Genomic DNA, 20832 nt, shown 5'->3' on the forward strand with positions numbered 1-20832 from the left:
CTCCAGCCTACCGGCTGTAGGTCACCAGTCGATCGAGCGAGTATCTCCGATCAGGCATCGTCCCTCAGCCAGTTGGTCCATGACCTTCGTCACCGGATTCCCCGTCGACGGGCCCACCTGTCCGACCAGGCATTCGCTCTCGCCCCAGCGGACGGAGAACTGCAGGCTCTCCACGGCGTTTCCGACCGTCGTCGCGTCCTGCGTGACCTGCATGGCCGACTTGTCGAAGCCGGCCTCGACGAGCGCATCGATATACGCCCGGCCGGACGAGCTGCCACTGCTCGCCCAGACCGCGCCCGTCACCTGCGCGAACAGCGGCAGGTTCGCCTCGGCGGAGTCGTTGGGATGCAGTGCGGGGCCATTAGGCGTTGGCGTCGCAGCAGATGAAGCGGTGTCCGTTGCTATCGGCGTGGGGGCCGGCGTCGGGCCCGCGTCGACGGCGGGCGTGCACGCGGCCAGCCCCCCGCATCCCGCCACGAGCAGTGCGGCCAGGGCGATGCGCGAACGAGAGGCGGCGAGTCGACGAAACACACTCCGATCCTACGTACGCGTCCGGTCGACCGAGCCCGGCCGCACGTTCGTGCGGCGCCCGCGCTCAGACCGTCACGTTCCACACCTCGGCGCGATCTTCGGCCGACGGTTCGACGAAGTCGTCCTCGAGCCCATCGGTGTCCTGATCCTGCGTGGAGGACGCAGCATCCGGAGTCGTCGGCGTCGAAGTCGACGAGTTCGCCGTGGGCGCCTTCGCGAAGGCAGCCGTGCCCCAGCGCAGATCGTGTCCCAGTGCATCCGCGTCGATGTCGGCGCTCATCCCCTTCTTCCCTCCGCTTTCCCACTCGCGCAGCTTGAGCCGTCCGGTCACGATCACCGCGTCGCCCGAGCGCAGCGACACCTTCGCGTGCTCGGCGAGCCGGCGGAACGCCGAGACGTTGTACCAGTTCGTCCCGGTTTCGATGAACGTCTGACTCTTCGCGTCGTACCAGCCCTGCGGACTCGCGACGCGAAAGTTCACGACGGGCACACCGCCCGCCGTCTCGCTGCGGTTGGGGTCGCCGCCGACGCGGCCGAGGATCGTCACAGTGTCATTCATGTCTTTCTCCTTGGTGGTCCGGAGCAAGCCCGGGTCCCCTCAGAGTGCCCCCGGACACCGACGCGCGATGAGCCGGATCCCAGGGGCGGTGGAGAACCCGCGCCGCGCCCGGCCTGTGCAGTTCGAGTGCGTCGTCGCCGACGCCCCGAATGTCGGTGGTCGCTCATATGTTCGAATCGAAAGGAGAGACCGATGTCCACCACCCAGAAGCTTCCCGTCCCCGAGATCCCCTACGCCGCACCGCACCTGACATCCGCGCGTGAGCATCTGGTGCGCGCATCCGACCACCTCTGGCGGGTGCAGGATGCCACAGGGCGTGTCCTCGGTCACCTACGCATCCTGGCCGACCCGCTGGGACTCCGCTACCGCGCAGAACGACTGCACCTCGCGACCGGCACCTTCCGGCTCGTCGGCGACTTCTGGCGCGCCGACGACGCTGTGCAGGCGCTACGCAACGGGTGAAGTGCCCCCGGCAGGAATCGAACCTGCGACCAACGGATTAGAAAGCCGATGCTCTTCCTCTGAGCTACGGAGGCGGGCCGCTTCTACGGTATCAGGGGCGATGTCGGTCCCCTCACTAGAATGAGGGGATGGTATCTGCGTCCGAGAACGACCGCCTCGTCTGGATCGATTGCGAGATGACGGGACTCGATCTCTCGATCGACGAACTCGTCGAGATCGCTGTCGTGATCACCGATTTCGAACTGCGTCCGGTTGATCCCGGGTTCCAGATCGTGATCAAGCCGAGCGATGCGGCACTCGCGAACATGGGCGAGTTCGTGACCGCCATGCACACGAGTTCGGGACTGATCGGAGAGATCCCGCTCGGAGTGAGCCTGGCCGAAGCCGAAGCGCAGACCCTCGCCTACATCAAGCGATTCGTGCCGCAGGAGCGCAAGGCTCCCCTGGCCGGCAACACGATCGGCACCGACCGCATGTTCCTCGCCAAATACATGCCGCAGATCGACCAGTGGCTGCACTACCGGAACGTCGACGTCTCGAGCATCAAGGAGCTCTCCCGACGCTGGTACCCCCGGGTCTTCTTCCAGGCACCGGCGAAGGACGGCGGTCACCGAGCGCTGGCCGACATCCTCGAATCCATCCGCGAGCTCCAGTATTACCGCGAAGCCGTGTTCGTCGCCGAACCAGGACCGACCAGCGATGAGGCACGCGCGATCGCCGATCGCACGGTGTCATCGTTCGCTTCAGAGGTGTAATACACTTGAGTGGTTGTCCGCTCAGCGGGCACATGGTGGCTATAGCTCAGTTGGTAGAGCACCGCGTTGTGGTCGCGGGGGTCGCGGGTTCAAGCCCCGTTAGCCACCCCATCAGAAGGCTCGCATCGATCGGTGCGAGCCTTCGTCGTAGCTCCATCACTAGGATCACTCTGTGTCACTGACGGTCTGGCTCTCCCTGCTCACGGCCTCCATCGTCATCAGCTTCACTCCGGGAGCCGGCGCCATCAACACGATGTCCAACGCTCTCGCACACGGCTGGCGACGATCCGTCTGGGGCGTGATCGGCCAGCAGCTCGCGCTCATCGTGCACGTCGTCATCGTGGCCGCCGGTGTCGGGCTTCTCGTCTCGCGCTCCTCCATCCTGTTCGACATCGTGCGGTACAGCGGTGCCGCCTACCTGGCGTTCCTCGGACTCCGCATGATCTTCGCACGCGTGCCGGAGCCGGCGGCATCCGACGGCGTCGCCCCGACTCGCGAAGGCCGATTCTCGATGATCCGCCGCGGCTTCTGGGTGAATGTCCTCAACCCGAAGGCGATCGTCTTCTTCCTCGCATTCGTGCCGCAGTTCATCCGACTCGATCAGCCGCCGCTCCCCCAGTACGCGCTCCTGATCGGAACGGTCATCGCGGTGGACGTCGTGGTGATGTGGGGATTCTTCGCGACGGCCGCTCGACCGTTCCGGGTGCTGACCCGCACACGCCGCGGCGTGAAGATCCTGAACGTCATCTTCGGCAGCCTGTTCCTGTTGGTCGCTGCGCTTCTGCTGTTCATCCACTGACTTCCCGCTGGTCGTAGGCTGGTCGACGATGGAGATGGATGCTGCCGCTTTCGAGGAGCTCGTCGTCGACGAGCTCGATCGCCTGCCCGATGAGATGGTCGAAGGTCTCGAGAACGTCATCTTCGTCGTCGAGGACCGCCCGGAGGACGGCAGCCTCGATCTGCTCGGCCTCTACGACGGACTCGCGCTGACCGAGCGCGGCCACTACGGCATGGGCGAACTGCCGGACCGCATCGTCGTCTACCGCGAGCCGCACCTCGACCGCTGTCGCGACGAGGACGAGCTGCGCGATGAGGTCCACACCACCCTCGTCCACGAGATCGCGCACTTCTTCGGAATCGACGACGAACAGCTGCACGAACTGGGGTGGGCGTGAGCATCCCGATCGCCATACCCGACCTCGATCAGGCGACCGACCTGCAGGCCGCGCCGTTGGAGCCGTGGCAGGTCGTCGTCTGGAACGACCCGGTGAACCTGATGAGCTACGTCGTGCGGGTGTTCCGCACCTACTTCGGCTACTCGGCCGAGCACGCGACGACGCTCATGCTCGCCGTCCACCACGACGGTCACGCGATCGTCGCCACTGGCCCGCGCGAGACCATGGAGATGCATGCCCAGGCGATGCACGACTACGGATTGTGGGCCACCGTGCGAAAGGCGCCGCTGTGAACGTCGACGAGATCTCGTTCCGCATGGCCCTCATCGAAGGCCTCCACCTGGCGGGGCTCGTGGATGAACTCACCCGCGTGATCGCGGCAGCCGACGAGGCCCCGGATCCGGCGATCGACAGGCTGACCCCGGCGCCGTACCCGGATGACCCCGCTGCGGCGGCCGAGTTCGCGACGGCGACCCGTGACGATCTGCTCGATCGGCGCACGGCAGACGCCGCCGTCGTGCGCCGAGCGCTCGAGATGTTCGTCGACCCGGGCGAGGATGACGAGGGCGAGAACGAGGACCAGCCGGACCAGATCGAGATCACCATCAGGCGCGCGGAGATCGACGCCTGGTTGCGCACTCTCACGGCGCTGCGCCTCATCATCGCGACTCGACTCGGCGTCACGGCTGCGGATGACGATCATGATCCCGACGATGCGCGCTTCGGCGTCTACGACTGGCTGGCGTACCGGTTGGACAGCCTCATCGCTATCGCCGATGCGCTGGATGAGATCCCTGACGACGTCTGATCAGGGAACGGCGACCGTCACCGATGCGAGCTCCCTCGGATCGTCCCGACGCAGATGACGGTCCTCCTGCGCGGCCCAGCGGTCCCAATGCGGACGGAACCCCTCGCCATCGCGTTCAAGAGCACGATGCTTGCGCGACGCCTCTGGTGACTCCACCCACACGCGCACGTCGGCCAGCCGGGCAGTCGCCGGATTGATCGCGCCACAGCCTTCGAGGATGACGCCGAGCGCGGGGTTCACGGCGTGCGCCTCAGCCTCGCCCTCCAGCTCCCAGTCCCAGCGTCGCCACGTGGTGAGCAACCCGCGCCCGTGCGGCCGCAGGATGTCATGGAGCGCACGCTCGGCGCCGGCATCGAGGCCGTCCCAGCCCGGATAGAGCGAATCGAGCGCGATCAGCTGCGGGCGACCTGCCAGCGGCCAGTTCGCGGCCACCATGCGCGAAAGCGTGGTCTTTCCCGCGCCTGCCCTGCCGTCGATGAGAACGACCGGGTTCGAAGCTGCGACCGCGACGATGGCCTCGATGACCTGGCCGGCACCGCGCTGGAGCGCCTGCGCGAGCGGGTCGTTACTTCTTGAGGGCACGGATCACGCGCGACAGCGCCCGCCCGGCGACCCAGACGAACGGGATGGCGACCGCGAGCAGCGCCACGATGTTCGGCTCGAATCGCAGACCTTCCTCACGTCGAACGTATACGCCCAGCGGAATGGACACGCCTCCGCCGCCCCCGCCGCCGTTCTCGTCCTGGTCGGCGCCACCGCCGAAACCGGCCCAGGTCAGGGCGACAGGCGTGATGCTCACACCGTCGACATCCTGAGGCTCGCCGTAGGCGGCCTTGACGCCGAAGGAGGCGATCTGCTTTCCGAGGTCCAGTGCGATGTTCGGCATGATTCAACGGTACAGGGCGCCGGTCTCCTTCGGGGGCTCAATCGGCGCCGTGGTCAATCGACGCCGTGATCCTTCGGGTGACGCACGGCCCCTCGGCCGTCTCCGCGTCCGACGTGCCGGGCGCGGGTGATCGTGGCACTGCCGAATCGTGCGCGTGCATCGTCGAGTGCGCCTTCGACCTTGCGCCAGTGCTCATCGTCGTCCCAGAGCGCGAACGCCGAGCTGCCGGCAGGGCGGAGCTTCTCCGCGCGCACTCCGACGAGGCGAATCGGATCCCTCCGGTCGATCGATTCGTACAGGCTCTGTGCGGCCTCCCCGATGCGCTGACCGACCGAGGTGGGTTCGGCGAGCGTCTGCGATCGACTGAGAGTGGTGAAGTCGTCGAATCGGATCTTGATCGCCACGGTCGCGCACTCCCAGTCCGCGCGACGGAGCCGTACCGCGACGCGATCGGCGAGGCGCAGAAGTTCGGCGCGCAGGAACTCCCGGTCGATGACGTCGGTCTCGAACGTCTCTTCATGGCCCACACTCTTCTCGACCCGTTCGGTCTCGACGGCCCTGGCATCCTGGCCTCGAGCGAGCTGGGCGATGCGTGCACCGAGTGCAGCGCCGACCGCACGATCGAGCATCTCCTGCGGTGAGTCCCTGATATCCCCGATGGTCCGGATGCCTCGTGCCTCGAGCGCCTCCGAAGCCTTGGGACCTACTCCCCACATCGCCCGCACCGAGCGCGGCGCCAGGAAGTCCAGGGTGTCCGCTGCAGCGACGATGAGCAGACCGTCGGGCTTCGAGATGGTCGAGGCCATCTTCGCGACGTGCTTGGTGGCGGCGACCCCGACGCTGCAGGTGATGCCGACTTCGGCACTCACTCGCTCGCGCACGAGCTTCGCGATCTGTCCAGGACTCCCCCACAATCGCCGAACGCCCTGTACATCGAGGAAAGCCTCATCGACCGACAGCGGTTCGACCATGGGCGTGATCGACTCGAACACCGCCATGACCTGCTTGGACACCGCCTGGTACCGATCGAAATGCGGCATCACGATCCTCGCCGTGGGGCACAGGCGCATCGCCTGCCCGACGGGCATGGCAGCTCGCACCCCGTAGCGACGAGCCTCGTACGATGCGCTCGAGACGACCGAACGGCCGTCCGGCGCACCGATGATCAGCGGCAGGCCCCGCAGGGACGGGTCATCCATGACCTCGACGGCCGCGTAGAACGCGTCCATGTCGACGTGGAGGATGCGCGTACCCGTGTCATCCGCACCGTCTGGCGAGACGATGCGGCCACGTCCGTCACCGCGCCCCATGTGTCCATTCTCCTCTGGGGGTCAGACATTGAGAACTACTGCGCGGCACGCTCCAGGACGAGTTCCCGCACTCGGGCGGCATCCGCCTGACCCTTCATGGCCTTCATCACAGCGCCGATGATCGCACCGGCCGCCTGCACCTTGCCGTCCTTGATCTTGGCCATGACGTCGGGCTGAGCAGCCAGAGCATCATCGATCGCGGCGATCAGCGCGCCGTCGTCCGACACGACAGCCAGACCGCGCGAGTCGACGACCTCCTGCGGCGTTCCCTCACCGGCGATGACGCCCTCGAGGACCTGCCGGGCGAGTTTGTCGGTGAGCGTGCCCTCGTCGACGAGCTTCTGCAGCGCGGCGACGTTCTCGGGGCTGATCAGCTCGGCGGCATCCTTGTCCTGCGCGTTCGCGAGGCGGGAGATCTCGCCCGTCCACCACTTGCGTGCCGCAGCCGGCGTAGCACCAGCGGCGATCGTGGCCTCGACCTCGTCGATGAGCCCGCCGTTGCGGACGTCCTGGAACTCCAGGTCGGTGAAGCCCCAGTCGGCCTTGAGGCGACGGCGACGGGTGACCGGCTGCTCAGGGAGCGCCGCGCGCAGCTCCTCCACGAGCGAGGCCGCCGGCTGCACAGGAAGAAGGTCAGGCTCAGGGAAGTACCGGTAGTCATCGGCGTCCGACTTGGGGCGCCCCGGTGAGGTCGTCCCGGTGTCCTCGTGCCAGTGGCGGGTCTCCTGCGTGATCGTTCCACCATCGTGGAGGATCTGCGCCTGACGCTGGATCTCGTACCGCACGGCGCGCTCGACGGATCGCATGGAGTTGACGTTCTTCGTCTCGGTGCGGGTGCCGAGCGGAGCCGGCTCCTCGCCCTCGGCGACGCGCGGACGCAGCGACACGTTCGCGTCGCAGCGCAGGTTTCCGCGTTCGAGACGCGCCTCGGAGATGCCGAGGCTGCGCACGATGTCGCGGATCGTGGAGACGTAGGCCTTCGCCACCTCGGGAGCGCGGTGATCCGTGCCGAAGATCGTCTTGGTGACGATCTCGACCAGCGGCACCCCGGCACGGTTGTAGTCGACGAGCGAGTACTCCGCGCCCTGGATGCGACCGGTCGCCCCGCCCATGTGGGTCAGCTTGCCCGCGTCCTCCTCCATGTGCGCGCGCTCGATCGGCACGGTCACGAGCGTGCCGTCCTCGAGCTCGACGACGACGGAGCCCTCGTAGGCGATCGGCTCGTCGTACTGGGAGATCTGGTAGTTCTTGCCGAGGTCAGGGTAGAAGTAGTTCTTGCGCGCGAACCGGCTCGACTCTGCGATCGAGCAGTTCAACGCGAGACCGAGGCTGATCGACGAGCGGATCGCCGTCTCGTTCACGACAGGCATCGCACCGGGCAGACCGAGATCGACCGGCGCGATGAGCGTGTTCGGGTCGGCAGCGTGGTACTTCTCGTTGGCGGGGTTGGGCGCCGCGGAGAACATCTTCGTGTTCGTGTTGAGTTCGACGTGCACCTCGAAGCCGAGCACGGGCTCGAACAGCTCCAGTGCCTTGTCGAAGTCCATCAGCTTTGCCGCGGCCATCAGCGGTTCCCTTCTGCGAGCTGCGGTGCGCGGGTGAGCAGCGGGGCTCCCCACGAGTCGACGAGTGCGGTTTCGAGCGCGGCGCCGACACGGTACAGACGAGCATCCTCACGCGCGGGGGCGAGGAACTGGATGCCGACGGGCAGACCGTCGTCGTCAGCCAGCCCCGACGGGATCGAGATGCCGGGGACGCCGGCGAGGTTCGCCGGGATCGTCGTGACGTCGTTCAAGTACATCTGCAGCGGGTCATCGATCCGTTCGCCGATCTTGAACGCCGTGGTCGGAGCCGACGGCGTCGCGATCACATCGACCTGCTCGAACGCGCGGTCGAAGTCCTGCTGGATCAGCGTGCGCACCTTCTGCGCGCTGCCGTAGTAGGCGTCGTAGTACCCGGCCGACAGCGCGTACGTGCCGAGGATGATGCGGCGCTTGACCTCATCGCCGAACCCGGCCTCGCGCGTCGCCGACATGACGTCCTCGACGGTCGCGCCGCCCTCGGGCGTGACGCGCAGCCCGAATCGGACGGAGTCGAACTTCGCCAGGTTGCTCGACGCCTCAGCGGGAAGGATCAGGTAGTACGCCGCAACGCCGTACTCGAAGTGCGGCGTGGAGATCTCGACGACCTCGGCGCCGTGCTTCTCGAGCAGTTCGAGGGAGGCGCGGAAGGATGCCGCGACGCCGGGCTGGAACCCGGAGTCGGGCAGCTCCTTGATGACGCCCACCCTGAGTCCCTTGAGCACGTCCCCGCTGGCGCCCTCACGGGCGGCATCCGCGAAGGATGGCCATGCGTCGGTCAGCGACGTCGAGTCCCGCGGGTCGTGCCCGGCGATGACGTCGTGCAGAAGCCCGGAGTCGAGCACCGTGCGAGTGACGGGTCCGACCTGGTCGAGACTCGACGCCAGGGCGATCGCGCCGTAGCGGCTGACACCGCCGTATGTGGGCTTGACTCCGACGGTTCCCGTGACGTGCGCGGGCTGTCGGATCGAGCCGCCGGTGTCGGAGCCGAGCGCGAGCGGCGCCTCGAAAGCGGCGACGGCGGCTGCGGAGCCCCCACCGGAGCCACCGGGGATGCGGTCGAGGTCCCACGGGTTGCGGGTCGGGCCGTAGGCCGAGTGCTCGGTGGAGGAGCCCATCGCGAACTCGTCCATGTTCGTCTTGCCGAGCGGTACGAGGCCGGCAGCGCGCGAGCGCGCGACGACGGTCGCGTCGTAGGGCGACATGTAGCCCTCGAGGATCTTCGAGCCACTGGTGGTGGGCTGGTCGGTGGTGACCAGGACGTCCTTGATCGCCAGCGGGACACCGGCGAGCGGGTGGAGCTGCTCGCCCGCGGCGCGCGCGTTGTCGATCGCGTCGGCTGCGGCCAGGGCTCCGTCGTTCACGTGCAGGAAGGCGTGGACGTCGCCGTCGACGGCGGCGATGCGGTCGAGGTGCGCCCGTGTGGCCTCGCGGCTGGAGATCTCGCCCGCGGAGAGCTTGTCGGCGAGTTCGGCGGCGGTCAGTCGGATGAGATCGCTCATTGTTCTTCTCCGAGGATCGCAGTCACGCGGAAACGGCCGTCCGCGGCATCCGGCGCGTTCTGCAGCACCTGCTCGTGCGTGAGCGTCTCGCCGACCTCATCGGGGCGGAAGACGTTCGCGAGCGGGATCGGGTGGCTCGTGGCCACCACGTCCGGCGTCGCGACCTGCGAGACCTTCGCGATGTTGTCGACGATGGCGTCGAGCTGCCCGGTGAGCAGCGTCACCTCGTCGTCGTTCAGCTGGATGCGCGCGAGCACGCCGAGATGGCGCACAAGATCAGGGGTGATTTCAGACACCCGTCCATTCTAGTTGGCGCTCTGCGGGCGGCCTGCCGTGATCGCAATAGGCTGGACACCATGACGACGTACGTTCCCCCTCGTCCTTGGATCTCCAGCTACGCCGACGGGGTTCCAGAAGATCTCGCCGCTGTCACCGGGTCGCTCATCGACATCGTCGAGGCGTCGGCGCGTGACTATCCGGATGCTCCTGCGCTGGAGTTCTTCGGCCGCGAGACGACGTACGCGCACTTGCAGGACGCGATCGACCGGGCCGCCGCCGGCCTTCACGCCCTCGGCGTCCGATCCGGCGACCCTGTGGCCATCGTTCTGCCGAACTGCCCGCAGCACATCGTCGCCTTCTATGCGGTCCTGCGACTGGGCGCGGTCGTCGTCGAGCACAACCCGCTGTACACGCCGAGGGAGCTGCGCAAGCAGTTCGAGGATCACGGCGCCAAGCACGCCATCGTCTGGAACAAGGTCGTCGGCACCGTCCAGGACTTCCCCCGCGATCTCGCGGTGAACGCTCTCGTCTCCGTCGACGTCACGCGAGCGATGCCGTTCCTGACCCGCGTCGCACTCACGCTTCCGGTCGCGAAGGCGCGCGAGTCGCGTGCGGCCCTCACCGAGAAGGTGCGCGGAACCGTTCCGTGGGAGAAGGTGGTGGCATCCGACCCGCTGCCCGCATCGCATCCGAAGCCGGCGACCGACGATCTCGCCATCATCCAGTACACCTCCGGTACGACGGGCACTCCGAAGGGCGCCGCGCTCACGCATCGCAATCTCCTCGCGAACGCCGCGCAGGCGAGGGCATGGGTGCCGTCGATCCAGCGCGGCCACGGGTGCGTCGTCTACGCGGTGCTGCCGATGTTCCACGCCTACGGACTGACCCTGTGCCTCACCTTCGCGATGTCGATGGGTGCACGGCTCGTGCTGTTCCCGAAGTTCGACCCCGACCTCGTGCTCGACGTCGTCAAGAAGCATCCGCCGACGTTCCTGCCGCTCGTCCCGCCGATCGCCGACCGGCTGCTCGCTGCCGCGAAGGCGAAGGGCGTCTCGCTCGCCGGCACCGACGTCGCGATCTCGGGCGCGATGGCGCTTCCGCACGATCTCGTCGTGCCGTTCGAGGCCGCCAGCGGCGGCTACCTCGTCGAGGGCTACGGACTGAGCGAATGCTCCCCCGTCCTCATGGCGAACCCGGTGGCCGACAACCGCGTCGCTGGGACGGTCGGTCTACCGCTGCCCGGCACGGAATGCCGCGTGGTCGACCCCGACGAGCCGACCAAGGACGTTGAGTCCGGCTCCCCCGGCGAACTGGTCGTGCGGGGCCCGCAGGTCTTCTCGGGCTACTACGGCAAGCCGGAGGCGACGGAGGAGGCGTTCGTCGACGGCTGGTACCGCACGGGCGACATCGTCACGATCGACGACACCGGGTTCGTGCGGATCGTCGACCGGATCAAGGAGCTGATCATCACCGGCGGCTTCAACGTCTCCCCGACCGAGGTCGAGAACGTGCTGCGTCAGCATCCGGCGATCGACGACGTCGCCGTCGTCGGCATGCCGAGCGATCACTCGGGCGAAGAGGTCGTCGCCGCGATCGTGCTGGCAGCCGATGCCGAGCTGGACGAGGAGGCGATCCGTGCTTTCGCCCGCGGCATCCTGACCCCCTACAAGGTCCCCCGACGGTTGTTCGTCGTCGATGAGCTGCCGAAGTCTCTCATCGGCAAAGTGCTGCGCCGCCAGGTCAAGGAGCGGATTCTCGCCCTGACCGGCTCCGAGTGAGGATGCGACTTCACAGACAACGAGACCACCGGGGCGCTACCTTTAGGTAGTGACCCCTGAAGACGCATCGCTGACCGCGCCCACCGAAGAACCACCCACCGCTCCCGGTTTCGAGGAGCTCGGCATCACCGGGCCCGTCCTGAAGGCGATCCGCGACCTCGGGTACGAGACCCCCTCCCCTATCCAGGCGGCGACGATTCCGCTCCTGCTTCAGGGGCGCGACGTGCTCGGCACCGCGCAGACGGGAACGGGCAAGACCGCTGCCTTCGCGCTGCCGGTGCTCGAGAACCTCGACGTCACGCAGAAGACGCCGCAGGCGCTCGTGCTCGCGCCGACCCGCGAGCTCGCGCTCCAGGTGTGCGAGGCCTTCGAGTCCTATGCCGCGAAGATGAAGGGCGTGCACGTGCTGCCCGTCTACGGCGGGCAGGGCTACGGGCAGCAGCTGTCCGCTCTGCGGCGCGGCGTGCACATCATCGTCGGCACGCCGGGTCGCATCATGGACCACCAGGCCAAGGGCACTCTCGACCTGTCGGAGCTGAAGTACCTCGTCCTCGATGAGGCCGACGAGATGCTGAAGATGGGCTTCGCCGAGGATGTCGAGCAGATCCTCGCCCAGACACCGGCCGAGAAGCAGGTCGCCCTGTTCTCGGCGACGATGCCGCCGGCGATCCGCCGCCTCGCGCAGCAGTACCTGAACACGCCTGAAGAAGTCGCGATCACCGCGAAGACCACGACGAACCAGAACATCACGCAGCGGTACCTCGTCGTCTCGTACCAGCAGAAGGTCGACGCTCTGACCCGGATCCTCGAGGTCGAGAACTTCGACGGCATGATCGTGTTCGTCCGCACCAAGAACGAGACCGAGACTCTCGCAGAGAAGCTGCGCGCCCGCGGGTACTCGGCTGCGGCGATCAACGGCGATGTTCCGCAGGTGCAGCGCGAGCGCAGCGTCAACCAGCTGAAGGACGGCAAGCTCGACATCCTCGTCGCGACCGACGTCGCCGCCCGGGGCCTGGATGTGGAGCGCATCAGCCACGTCGTCAACTTCGATATCCCCACCGACACCGAGTCCTACGTGCACCGCATCGGCCGCACCGGTCGCGCCGGCCGCACCGGCGACGCGATCAGCTTCATCACTCCGCGTGAGCGCTATCTGCTCAAGCACATCGAGAAGGCGACCCGTCAGCAGCCGACGCAGATGCAGCTGCCGACGATGGAGGACGTGAACACCACGCGCCTCGCCCGCTTCGACGACGCCATCACCACGGCGCTCGGCGAGCAGGATCGCATCGAGAAGTTCCGTGACATCATCGCCCACTACGTCCGCAACCACGACGTGCCGGAGGCCGATGTCGCAGCCGCGCTGGCAGTGGTCGCGCAGGGCGAGACCCCGCTCCTGCTCGACCCCGCCAACGATGCCCTGACCGCCGCCGTCGAGCGCGACAACCGTCCCCCTCGCGAGGGGCGGGATCGGGATCGGCCGGCACGAGACCCCCGTGAGCGTCGGAGCCGCGGCGACTACGCGCCGTACCGCATCGAGGTCGGCCGTCGTCACCGGGTCGAGCCGCGTCAGATCGTCGGCGCCCTGGCGAACGAGGGCGGGCTGGGCCGCGACGACTTCGGCGCGATCAAGATCAACCCCGACTTCTCGATCGTCGAGCTGCCGGCGAACATGGACTCGTCCGTGCTCGAGAAGCTGCGCGACACGCGCATCTCGGGGCGTGCGATCGAGATCAAGGCCGACCGCGGCCCCCGCGGCGGTGGCGCACGAGTCCCGCGCGACGGCGGCTACGAGCGACGCGACCGTCCGTCACGCGACGACAAGCCGTTCCGCAAGCCCCGTCACAAGGGCTGAACGCGCCGCGAGACGAGGTTTGCCGCACGAGACAAGCGTTCTGAACGCCCGTCTCGTGCCGTAAACCTCGTCTCGTGCTTTCGCCGCTGGCATGCTGGGACGCATGAGGTCAGTGCGGGTCGTCGTGCGCGGACGCGTGCAGGGCGTCGGGTTCCGGTGGTTCGTGAGGGATGCTGCGACCGCTCACGCCGTGACCGGGTGGGTGCGCAATCTGCGTGACGGCGCCGTCGAGGCTGAGCTGCATGGGCCGGATGCCGCTGTCCAGGACGTCCTCGACGCGATCGCTCACGGCCCGGCGGGATCGCACGTCGACGAGGTCGCACTGTCGGGCACGGCATCCGGTTCTGCCACCACGTTCGAGATCCACGCGACTGCCTGACCCCTCCCCGCGAGAATCGCCCCGCGAGAGTTGCATTGTCCACTGAGAATGCTGCTGCCGACGTCATTGTCAGCGTGCAACGGAATTCTCGCAGTCGAAGTCAGGAGTCGAGCGCGTCGGGACCCTGCGTGACGAGGATGTGGAACTGCGCGGCGTCCAGAATGCGAATGCCCAGCTCCTCGGCCTTGCCGAGCTTGGAGCCCGCCCCTGGCCCTGCAGCGACGAAATCCGTCTTCTTCGAGACGCTCGAGGCAGCTTTGCCGCCGGCCTGGATGATCGCCTCCTGCGCGCCGTCGCGGGTGTAACCGTCCAGGGATCCTGTCGCGACGACGGTGAGTCCTTCGAGCACGCCGCCCTCGGCGACGGCGGCGCCGGCCCCTGGGTGCCCGGGCGTCGCCCACTGTACCCCGGCAGCTGCCCACTGCTCGACGATGTCGACGTGCCAATCGACCTCGAACCAGTCCAGCAACGAGTCGGCGATTATGCCGCCGACGCCCTCGACGGCGGCGAGCTCCTCCCGCGACGCCGCACGGATCGCCTCCAGTGACCCGAACCACTGCGCGAGTGCCCGCGCGGCCACCGGCCCGACGTGCCGGATGTTCAAGGACACCAGGAGACGCCACAGCTCCTTGGTCTTCGCCTTCTCGAGCTCGGCGAGCAGCTTGGTCGCCTGCGACGAGGGCTGCGGCCCGTCGACGCCCTGCTTCTTCTCGGCCGCGGTGGAATTGCGGCGGAACGGCGCACGCGTCTTGACGATGCCGTCGTCGTCCTCCTTCGGCAGCCCAGTCTCGGCATCCCGCACGACGACCTCGATCGGCACGAGCTCATCGAGCGTCAGCGTGAACAGTCCCGCCTCGGTATCCAGCGGCGGTTCCGCCGGCGAACTCGGCTGTGTCAGTGCCGCCGCCGTCACCTCGCCGAGCGCCTCGACGTCGAGCGCCCCGCGCGAACCGATGTGCTCGACGCGGCCGCGCACCTGCGCAGGACACGACCGCGCATTCGGGCACCGCAGATCGATGTCGCCCTCCTTCATGGGGCGCAGCGGCGTGCCGCACTCCGGGCAGTTCTCGGGCATGACGAACTCGCGCTCGGTGCCGTCACGGCGCTCGACCACCGGGCCCAGCACCTCGGGGATGACATCGCCGGCCTTGCGCAGCACGACGGTGTCGCCGATCAGCACGCCCTTGGCCTTGACGACGTCCTTGTTGTGCAGGGTCGCCTGACGCACGACGGATCCCGCCACATGGGCGGGCGCCATGACAGCAAAGGGTGTGGCACGACCGGTTCGCCCGACCGAGACGACGATGTCGAGCAGTGTGGTCTGCACCTCCTCGGGCGGGTACTTGTACGCGATCGCCCATCGCGGCGCGCGGCTGGTCATGCCCAGCTCGTCGTGCAGCGCCAGCTCATCCACCTTGACGACGATGCCGTCGAGCTCGTGCTCGATGTCGTGCCGGTGCTCGCCGTAGTGCGCCACGAACTCCGTGACCTCGTCGATCGAGCCGCACACCTTCGAGTGCGGGCTCGTCGGCAGGCCCCACGAGGCCAGGAGCTCGTACACCTCGCTCTGCGCCGCCACGGGAGGGTTCGGCCAGGCGCCGATGCCGTGCACGTACAGGTCGAGCGACGCGATGCGCAGCAGGCCCGCCTCGAGCTCGAGCCCGTCCTTCTTGTCGATCTGCTGACGCAGGCCGCCGCTGGCCGCGTTGCGCGGGTTCGCGAACGCCGGGAATCGGCGGGCCGCCGCACTGCGCGCCTTGTCCTCGTCGAACGGCCGTTTGGCGCCCGAGCGGGCCTCCCAGCGTCCCAGGGCATCCGCGTAGGCGCGGTCGCGGAAGTCGGCCTGAGCCGCGTTCAGACGCTTGAACGCGGCGACGGGGATGAACACCTCTCCGCGCACCTCGACGATCTCCGGATGCCCCTCGCCGCTGAGCCGCTCGGGGATCATCGGCAGCCGCAGGGCATTCTCGGTGACGATCTCGCCGACCCGCCCGTCGCCGCGCGTGGCGGCCGAGGTGAGGATGCCGTTCTCATAGCGCAGGTTGATGGCGAGGCCGTCGATCTTCAGCTCCGTGAGCCAGGCGACCTCGCGGCCGGCCGACGTCTGCGTCTTAGCCGCCCACTCGCGCAGTTCGTCGATCGAGAAGACGTTGTCGAGGCTCAGCATCCGCTCGGCGTGCTCGATCGTCGCAAGACCCGTGGCCTGCGCAGCCCCGACCATCTGCGTCGGCGAGTCCTGCCCCGCCAGCTCGGGGTGCAGGCGCTCGAGCTCTTCGAGCCGGTGCATCCACCCGTCGTAGGTCGCATCGTCGACGAGCGAGGTGTCGCGCCCGTAGTACGCGTCCTTCGCTTCGAGGATGCGGGTCGTCAGCTCTTCGGCCTCGATGCGGGCGTCTTCCAGCGAGATGTTCTCCGGCACCCGAACAGTCTACGAGTGGGGATGGACATCCCAGTCGGGGATCAGGCCGGTACCGGCACCGCTGACACCGTCTTGTCGATCGTGAACTGGCCGAGCACCCGGGTGCCGACATAGAGAACGGCGGTCTGTCCAGGGGCGACGCCGTCCAGCGGCACGTCGGGGACGACCGTCACTCCGTCGGACGAGACCGTGGCATGCGCCGGCACAGGCTCCGAATGCGCGCGGATCTGCACCTCGCAGTCGAATGAGTCAGAGGTCGGCGCAGCTCCGGCCCACGAGTGCCGCTCCCCCGAGATCTCGCCGATCGCGAGTGCCTCCTTGGGGCCGACGACGACCGTGTTGGACACAGGACGCACCTCGAGCACGAACCGAGGTTTGCCGTCGGGCGCCGGCACGCCGAGCTTGAGTCCGCGGCGCTGTCCGACGGTGAACGCATGCGCGCCGTCGTGCGAGCCGACGACGTCGCCGTTCCGATCGAGGATCTCGCCCTGCTCGGCACCGACCTTCTCGGCCAGCCACCCGCGGGTGTCGCCGTCGGGGATGAAGCAGATGTCGTGGCTGTCGGGCTTCTGCGCGACGCTGAGGCCGCGCTCGGCCGCCTCAGCACGCACGAGCGCCTTCGACGGCGTCTCGCCCAGCGGGAAGTACGTGTGCGCGAGCTGCTCGGCAGTCAGGACGCCGAGCACGTAGGACTGGTCCTTGGCGTTGTCCGAAGCGCGATGAAGCTCGAGACCGCCCTCACCGTCCACGAGCGTCGCGTAGTGGCCGGTGCAGACGGCGTCGAAACCGAGCTCGATCGCGCGCTCCAGGAGGGCGGCGAACTTGATCTTCTCGTTGCAGCGCATGCACGGGTTCGGGGTGCGACCGGCCTGGTACTCGGCGATGAAATCGTCGATCACGTCGTCGCGGAACCGCTCGGAGAAGTCCCAGACGTAGAACGGGATTCCGAGCATGTCAGAGGCACGCCGGGCGTCCATGGCGTCCTCGATCGTGCAGCACCCGCGGCTGCCCGTGCGCAGCGTTCCGCCGGCCCGGGAGAGGGCGAGGTGGACGCCGGTGACGTCGTGGCCCGCCTCCACGGCACGTGCAGCCGCGACGGCGGAATCCACGCCACCGCTCATGGCCGCAAGAATCCGCATGGGTCCAGTCTACGATCCGCACGCTTCGACAGGCTCAGCGAGCGTTCAGCTGCCCGGATGCACGCGCATACGCGTCGGCGATCGCCGACAGCACGGCATCCACGTCGGCGTCGGCGGAGGTGCGGCCGAGCGTGAATCGTAGGACGCTGCGCGCATCGCGCTCGCTGCCGCCCATCGCCAGGACGACGTGCGAGGGCTCGGCGACGCCCGCCTGACAGGCCGACCCGGTGGATGCCGCGACCCCTGCGACATCGAGCAGGAAGAGCAGGCTCTCGCCGACGGCGCCGGGGAAGAGGAAGTGCGCGTTGCCCGGCAGCCGCTCGATCGGATCGCCGAGCAGGCGCGCCTCAGGGACGGCCGATCGGATGCCGTCGATCAGACGGTCACGGAGTCCGCGCAGTCGCACGCCCTCACCCTCGCGCTCGCGCTCGGCCGCGACGAGAGCCGCAGCGAAGGCGGCAGCTCCCGGTACGTCCTGTGTCCCGGCGCGAAGCCCCCGCTGCTGGGCTCCCCCGCGCAGGAGCGGAGCGATCTTCGCGGTGCGGTCGACCACGAGCGCGCCGATCCCGACAGGGGCGCCGATCTTATGACCTGCGACGCTCAGCGCGACGAGGCCTGTTCCGGCCGCGGCATCCCCCCGCAGGCTGCGGAATGACAGGGGCAGATGCCCGAGCGCTGCGACGGCGTCCAGGTGCAGCGGCACGCGGGCGTCCGCGGCTGCTGCCGCCAGCGCCGCGGCGTCGTTCACGGTGCCGACCTCGTTGTTCGCGACCAGCGCGGTGGCGACGGCCGCCCCTGGCAGCTGCGCGGCGAACGCGCCCGGTTCGATGCGTCCGAGCTCGGTCAGCGGTACCTGCCGAACGGTGGCGCCGGCCGCTGCGAGCGCCGCGACGGTGTCCATGGTGGCGTGGTGTTCGCCGTCCGGGAGCACGATCGTGTCGGACCCCGTGGCGCCGGCATCAGGGGAACGCGATTCCCAGAGGCCGTGAAGCGCCGTGTTGATCGACTCCGTCCCGCCGGAAGTCAGCACGACCTCGATCGGATCGCATCCGAGCGTCCCTGCGATGCGCTCCCGTGAGTCCTCGAGCAGGCGACGAGCATCCTGACCCGCGCCGTGCGTCGAGGAGGCGTTGCCGATGACGTCGGATGCCGCGAGCCATGCTTCGCGCGCCTCCGAGCGCAGCGGGGTCGTCGCCGCATGGTCGAGATAGAAGCGCATCCCTCAACTCTCCCCCATTTCTGCTGTGTCGGCACCTGGAACCGAGTGTCCTTTCGAGTGAGACGCCAGCGCATCCCGCATACTCTTGACTCATGCCCGACTTCACAGCTCCCGGCGGTGCTGCCCTCGACAACCTCGGCGTGCGTCTGCACGACGGCACGGCGACGTTGCGCGTCTGGTCTCAGAACGCCTCGTCGATCGAGCTCGTCGTCTTCGACGAGACCGATCTCGACTGGGTCACCGACGAGGTGGAGCTGGAGAGGCAGTCCGACGATGTCTGGCAGGTGACGACCGCGCTGCTGCAGCCCGGCACCCGGTACGCCCTGCGCGTCGGGGGTCCGCACGCCCCAGGAAACACGTTCAACCCCGAGACCCTGCTGCTCGACCCGTACGCACGCGGCCTGGCGCAGGGCACCGGCTACGAGGACTGGCGCTCCGTGGTCATCGAGGACGGGTTCGACTGGGGCGGTGTCGAGAAGCCGGGCGTCTCCCTCGACAGCACCGTGATCTACGAGGCTCATCTCAAGGGCATCAGCAAGCGGCATCCCGACGTGCCGCCGGCGCTGCACGGCACCTACGCCGGTCTCGCGCACCCGGCGATGATCGAGCACTTCCACTCGCTCGGCATCACTGCGATCGAACTGCTGCCCGTGCATGCGTTCGTGCCGGAGCCGCGTCTCCTCGAACGAGGTCTCACCAACTACTGGGGTTACAACACCCTCAATTTCTTCACTCCGCACACCGCGTATGCGACCGAGGACGCCCGGAAGCAGGGGCCGGAGGCCGTGCTCGCCGAGTTCAAGGGAATGGTGAAGCTGCTGCACGAGGCAGGTCTCGAGGTCATCCTCGACGTGGTCTACAACCACACCTCGGAGGAGGGCATCGGAGGCCCCCGCTCGAGTCTGCGCGGAATCGACAACGCGAACTACTACCGTCAGCAGCCCGACGGCGCCTATATCGACACCACAGGAGTCGGGAACACCTTGAACACGGCGGTGGATGCCGGCGCCCGGCTGGTGCTGGACTCGTTGCGCTACTGGGCGCATGAGATGCAGATCGACGGGTTCCGCTTCGACCTCGCCGCAGCTCTCGGCAGGGATGCCGCGCACGAGTACTCGCGCGAGCATCCGCTGCTCATCGCGATCCGCGACGATCCGGCTCTGCAGGACGTCAAGCTCATCGCCGAACCGTGGGACGTCGGCCTCGGCGGCTGGCAGACCGGCAACTTCGCGCCGGGCTGGCACGAGTGGAACGACCGCTACCGCGACCGTGTGCGCAACTTCTGGCTGAGCGACATCGACTACGCCCGCCGCGCCTCCGCCCCGGTCGGCATCGGCGGGTTCGCCACCCGTCTCGCCGGATCCTCGAACACGTTCAGCAAGGAGCGCGGGCCGCTCGCCGGGATCAACTTCATCACCGCGCACGACGGGTTCACGCTGCACGATCTCGTCACTTACGATGTGAAGCACAACGAGGCCAACGGCGAGGACAACCGCGACGGTGCCGACACGAACCGCGCGTTCAACCACGGCGTAGAGGGTCCGACCTCCGATGCGGCGATCAACGCCGCACGCCGCAAGGCCATGCGCAACCTGCTCGGCACGCTGCTGCTGTCCGCCGGCATCCCGATGATCACCGCCGGCGACGAGACGGGTCGCACCCAGCGGGGCAACAACAACGCCTACGCGCAGGACTCCATGCTGACCTGGCTCAGCTGGGAGCACGAGCCGTGGCAGATGGATCTGCGCGCTCACGTCACCGCCCTCACGAAGCTGCGACGTGAGAACGCCGCCCTGCGGCCGAGTCGCTACGCGCGGCGCGATGTGCACACGCCGAACGCTTCCGTCATGGACTGGTACAACCAGAACGGCGAGATGATGGAGGAGGCGCAGTGGACCGATCCGGGCAGCCGCACGCTGCAGTACGTCGCCGAATCCACGCCCGTCGATGAACCGATCAACCGGATCCTGCTGATCGTGCACGGCACCGAGTCACCCACCGAGGTGACGCTGCCCGCAACGATCGACGGCGCGACGAAGTTCGTCTCACTGTGGTCCAGCGCCGACGAGCAGCCGAACGATGACGCCCGGGAGTTCGCGCCGGGAGACGTGATCCCGACGCCAGGAACGTCGATGCGCCTGTTCCGCGTCGAGTAGCGACGGCACACCCCGCAGGCGGGTTCACCGCAACTGCCCG

The 20832-nt window shown here is 68.0% G+C and carries 21 protein-coding genes and 2 tRNA genes; 11 read left to right on the forward strand and 12 right to left on the reverse strand.

Going from position 1 to position 20832, the window contains the following annotated elements; all coding sequences use genetic code 11:
* Positions 1-21: 21 nt before the first annotated feature.
* Positions 22-531 carry a hypothetical protein gene (locus LQZ87_RS07325; RefSeq protein WP_230102817.1) on the reverse strand — a complete coding sequence of 170 codons (510 nt, stop codon included), beginning with the start codon at positions 529-531 and terminating at the stop codon, positions 22-24.
* Between the two features lie 64 nt (positions 532-595).
* Positions 596-1090, reverse strand: a complete 495-nt coding sequence (locus tag LQZ87_RS07330) for a single-stranded DNA-binding protein (RefSeq protein WP_230102818.1) — start codon at positions 1088-1090, stop codon at positions 596-598.
* 192 nt (positions 1091-1282) lie between these two features.
* On the opposite strand from LQZ87_RS07330, the gene LQZ87_RS07335 reads away from it, so the two are divergent.
* Positions 1283-1552, forward strand: coding sequence for a hypothetical protein (locus LQZ87_RS07335; protein ID WP_230102819.1), 270 nt, complete (start codon positions 1283-1285; stop codon positions 1550-1552).
* Between the two features lie 2 nt (positions 1553-1554).
* On the opposite strand, the gene LQZ87_RS07340 is transcribed toward LQZ87_RS07335, so the two are convergent.
* Positions 1555-1626 (reverse strand) — tRNA-Arg (locus LQZ87_RS07340).
* A gap of 54 nt (positions 1627-1680) precedes the next feature.
* Here LQZ87_RS07340 and orn point away from each other — a divergent pair.
* From orn to LQZ87_RS07370, 6 genes are all read left to right on the forward strand, one after another.
* Complete coding sequence (gene orn, locus LQZ87_RS07345) at positions 1681-2307, forward strand: oligoribonuclease (RefSeq protein WP_230102820.1); 627 nt, start codon at positions 1681-1683, stop codon at positions 2305-2307.
* 35 nt (positions 2308-2342) lie between these two features.
* Positions 2343-2418 (forward strand) — tRNA-His (locus tag LQZ87_RS07350).
* Between the two features lie 61 nt (positions 2419-2479).
* Positions 2480-3106, forward strand: a complete 627-nt coding sequence (locus LQZ87_RS07355; RefSeq protein WP_230102821.1) for a LysE family transporter — start codon at positions 2480-2482, stop codon at positions 3104-3106.
* Positions 3107-3134: 28 nt separating this feature from the next.
* Positions 3135-3482 (forward strand): metallopeptidase family protein, encoded by a 348-nt coding sequence (locus LQZ87_RS07360; protein ID WP_230102822.1) that lies wholly within the window; start codon positions 3135-3137, stop codon positions 3480-3482.
* A 2-nt stretch (positions 3483-3484) separates the two neighbouring features.
* Positions 3485-3775: an ATP-dependent Clp protease adapter ClpS gene (gene clpS / locus LQZ87_RS07365; RefSeq protein ID WP_230103122.1), complete on the forward strand. Its 291-nt coding sequence runs from the start codon at positions 3485-3487 to the stop codon at positions 3773-3775.
* The gene (locus LQZ87_RS07370) at positions 3772-4290 is read left to right on the forward strand and encodes a DUF2017 family protein (RefSeq protein ID WP_230102823.1); all 519 of its coding nucleotides are present in this window, start codon (positions 3772-3774) and stop codon (positions 4288-4290) included. Before clpS ends, LQZ87_RS07370 begins: the two co-directional genes overlap by 4 nt.
* Here LQZ87_RS07370 and LQZ87_RS07375 read toward each other — a convergent pair whose 3' ends face one another.
* The 6 genes from LQZ87_RS07375 to gatC are packed head-to-tail and all read right to left on the reverse strand — an operon-like array spanning position 4291 to position 9864.
* Positions 4291-4872, reverse strand: coding sequence for a hypothetical protein (locus LQZ87_RS07375; protein WP_230102824.1), 582 nt, complete (start codon positions 4870-4872; stop codon positions 4291-4293).
* A complete protein-coding gene (locus tag LQZ87_RS07380) occupies positions 4856-5176 on the reverse strand; it encodes a hypothetical protein (protein ID WP_230102825.1) in 321 nt (106 codons plus the stop codon). The genes LQZ87_RS07375 and LQZ87_RS07380 overlap by 17 nt, the downstream gene beginning before the upstream one ends.
* 53 nt (positions 5177-5229) lie before the next feature.
* On the reverse strand, positions 5230-6486 hold the full coding sequence (gene dinB, locus LQZ87_RS07385) for a DNA polymerase IV (RefSeq protein WP_230102826.1): 1257 nt from the start codon (positions 6484-6486) through the stop codon (positions 5230-5232).
* A 35-nt stretch (positions 6487-6521) separates the two neighbouring features.
* Positions 6522-8051 (reverse strand): Asp-tRNA(Asn)/Glu-tRNA(Gln) amidotransferase subunit GatB, encoded by a 1530-nt coding sequence (gene gatB / locus LQZ87_RS07390; RefSeq protein WP_230102827.1) that lies wholly within the window; start codon positions 8049-8051, stop codon positions 6522-6524.
* Positions 8051-9568 (reverse strand): Asp-tRNA(Asn)/Glu-tRNA(Gln) amidotransferase subunit GatA, encoded by a 1518-nt coding sequence (gene gatA, locus LQZ87_RS07395; protein ID WP_230102828.1) that lies wholly within the window; start codon positions 9566-9568, stop codon positions 8051-8053. Before gatA ends, gatB begins: the two co-directional genes overlap by 1 nt.
* Positions 9565-9864 carry an Asp-tRNA(Asn)/Glu-tRNA(Gln) amidotransferase subunit GatC gene (gatC, locus tag LQZ87_RS07400; protein ID WP_230102829.1) on the reverse strand — a complete coding sequence of 100 codons (300 nt, stop codon included), beginning with the start codon at positions 9862-9864 and terminating at the stop codon, positions 9565-9567. The genes gatA and gatC overlap by 4 nt, the downstream gene beginning before the upstream one ends.
* A 60-nt stretch (positions 9865-9924) precedes the next feature.
* On the opposite strand from gatC, the gene LQZ87_RS07405 reads away from it, so the two are divergent.
* From LQZ87_RS07405 to LQZ87_RS07415, 3 genes are all read left to right on the forward strand, one after another.
* On the forward strand, positions 9925-11625 hold the full coding sequence (locus LQZ87_RS07405; RefSeq protein ID WP_230102830.1) for a long-chain-fatty-acid--CoA ligase: 1701 nt from the start codon (positions 9925-9927) through the stop codon (positions 11623-11625).
* Between the two features lie 49 nt (positions 11626-11674).
* Positions 11675-13480: a DEAD/DEAH box helicase gene (locus LQZ87_RS07410; protein WP_230102831.1), complete on the forward strand. Its 1806-nt coding sequence runs from the start codon at positions 11675-11677 to the stop codon at positions 13478-13480.
* Between the two features lie 103 nt (positions 13481-13583).
* The gene (locus LQZ87_RS07415; RefSeq protein WP_230102832.1) at positions 13584-13859 is read left to right on the forward strand and encodes an acylphosphatase; all 276 of its coding nucleotides are present in this window, start codon (positions 13584-13586) and stop codon (positions 13857-13859) included.
* A gap of 100 nt (positions 13860-13959) precedes the next feature.
* On the opposite strand, the gene ligA is transcribed toward LQZ87_RS07415, so the two are convergent.
* The 3 genes from ligA to LQZ87_RS07430 are packed head-to-tail and all read right to left on the reverse strand — an operon-like array spanning position 13960 to position 18636.
* Positions 13960-16278: an NAD-dependent DNA ligase LigA gene (gene ligA / locus LQZ87_RS07420; protein ID WP_230102833.1), complete on the reverse strand. Its 2319-nt coding sequence runs from the start codon at positions 16276-16278 to the stop codon at positions 13960-13962.
* A gap of 41 nt (positions 16279-16319) precedes the next feature.
* Complete coding sequence (gene mnmA / locus LQZ87_RS07425) at positions 16320-17417, reverse strand: tRNA 2-thiouridine(34) synthase MnmA (RefSeq protein ID WP_230102834.1); 1098 nt, start codon at positions 17415-17417, stop codon at positions 16320-16322.
* Positions 17418-17451: 34 nt separating this feature from the next.
* Complete coding sequence (locus LQZ87_RS07430) at positions 17452-18636, reverse strand: cysteine desulfurase family protein (RefSeq protein ID WP_230102835.1); 1185 nt, start codon at positions 18634-18636, stop codon at positions 17452-17454.
* A 92-nt stretch (positions 18637-18728) separates the two neighbouring features.
* Between LQZ87_RS07430 and glgX the strand changes: the two genes are divergently transcribed.
* Positions 18729-20792 carry a glycogen debranching protein GlgX gene (gene glgX, locus LQZ87_RS07435; RefSeq protein ID WP_230102836.1) on the forward strand — a complete coding sequence of 688 codons (2064 nt, stop codon included), beginning with the start codon at positions 18729-18731 and terminating at the stop codon, positions 20790-20792.
* The last annotated feature ends 40 nt before the right edge of the window (positions 20793-20832 follow it).

It is taken from the genome of Microbacterium sp. Bi121, assembly GCF_918698005.1.
Lineage (GTDB): Bacteria > Actinomycetota > Actinomycetes > Actinomycetales > Microbacteriaceae > Microbacterium.

Excerpts from the sequence above, each read along its gene's own strand:
- orn (WP_230102820.1), top strand. The coding sequence starts at position 1,681 with ATGGTATCTGCGTCCGAGAACGACCGCCTCGTCTGGATCGATTGCGAG.
- glgX (WP_230102836.1), top strand. The coding sequence starts at position 18,729 with ATGCCCGACTTCACAGCTCCCGGCGGTGCTGCCCTCGACAACCTCGGC.
- LQZ87_RS07335 (WP_230102819.1), top strand. The coding sequence starts at position 1,283 with ATGTCCACCACCCAGAAGCTTCCCGTCCCCGAGATCCCCTACGCCGCA.
- dinB (WP_230102826.1), bottom strand. The coding sequence starts at position 6,486 with ATGGGGCGCGGTGACGGACGTGGCCGCATCGTCTCGCCAGACGGTGCG.
- LQZ87_RS07330 (WP_230102818.1), bottom strand. The coding sequence starts at position 1,090 with ATGAATGACACTGTGACGATCCTCGGCCGCGTCGGCGGCGACCCCAAC.
- mnmA (WP_230102834.1), bottom strand. The coding sequence starts at position 17,417 with ATGCGGATTCTTGCGGCCATGAGCGGTGGCGTGGATTCCGCCGTCGCG.
- LQZ87_RS07430 (WP_230102835.1), bottom strand. The coding sequence starts at position 18,636 with ATGCGCTTCTATCTCGACCATGCGGCGACGACCCCGCTGCGCTCGGAG.
- LQZ87_RS07405 (WP_230102830.1), top strand. The coding sequence starts at position 9,925 with ATGACGACGTACGTTCCCCCTCGTCCTTGGATCTCCAGCTACGCCGAC.
- LQZ87_RS07380 (WP_230102825.1), bottom strand. The coding sequence starts at position 5,176 with ATGCCGAACATCGCACTGGACCTCGGAAAGCAGATCGCCTCCTTCGGC.
- gatB (WP_230102827.1), bottom strand. The coding sequence starts at position 8,051 with ATGGCCGCGGCAAAGCTGATGGACTTCGACAAGGCACTGGAGCTGTTC.
- LQZ87_RS07415 (WP_230102832.1), top strand. The coding sequence starts at position 13,584 with ATGAGGTCAGTGCGGGTCGTCGTGCGCGGACGCGTGCAGGGCGTCGGG.
- LQZ87_RS07360 (WP_230102822.1), top strand. The coding sequence starts at position 3,135 with ATGGAGATGGATGCTGCCGCTTTCGAGGAGCTCGTCGTCGACGAGCTC.
- gatA (WP_230102828.1), bottom strand. The coding sequence starts at position 9,568 with ATGAGCGATCTCATCCGACTGACCGCCGCCGAACTCGCCGACAAGCTC.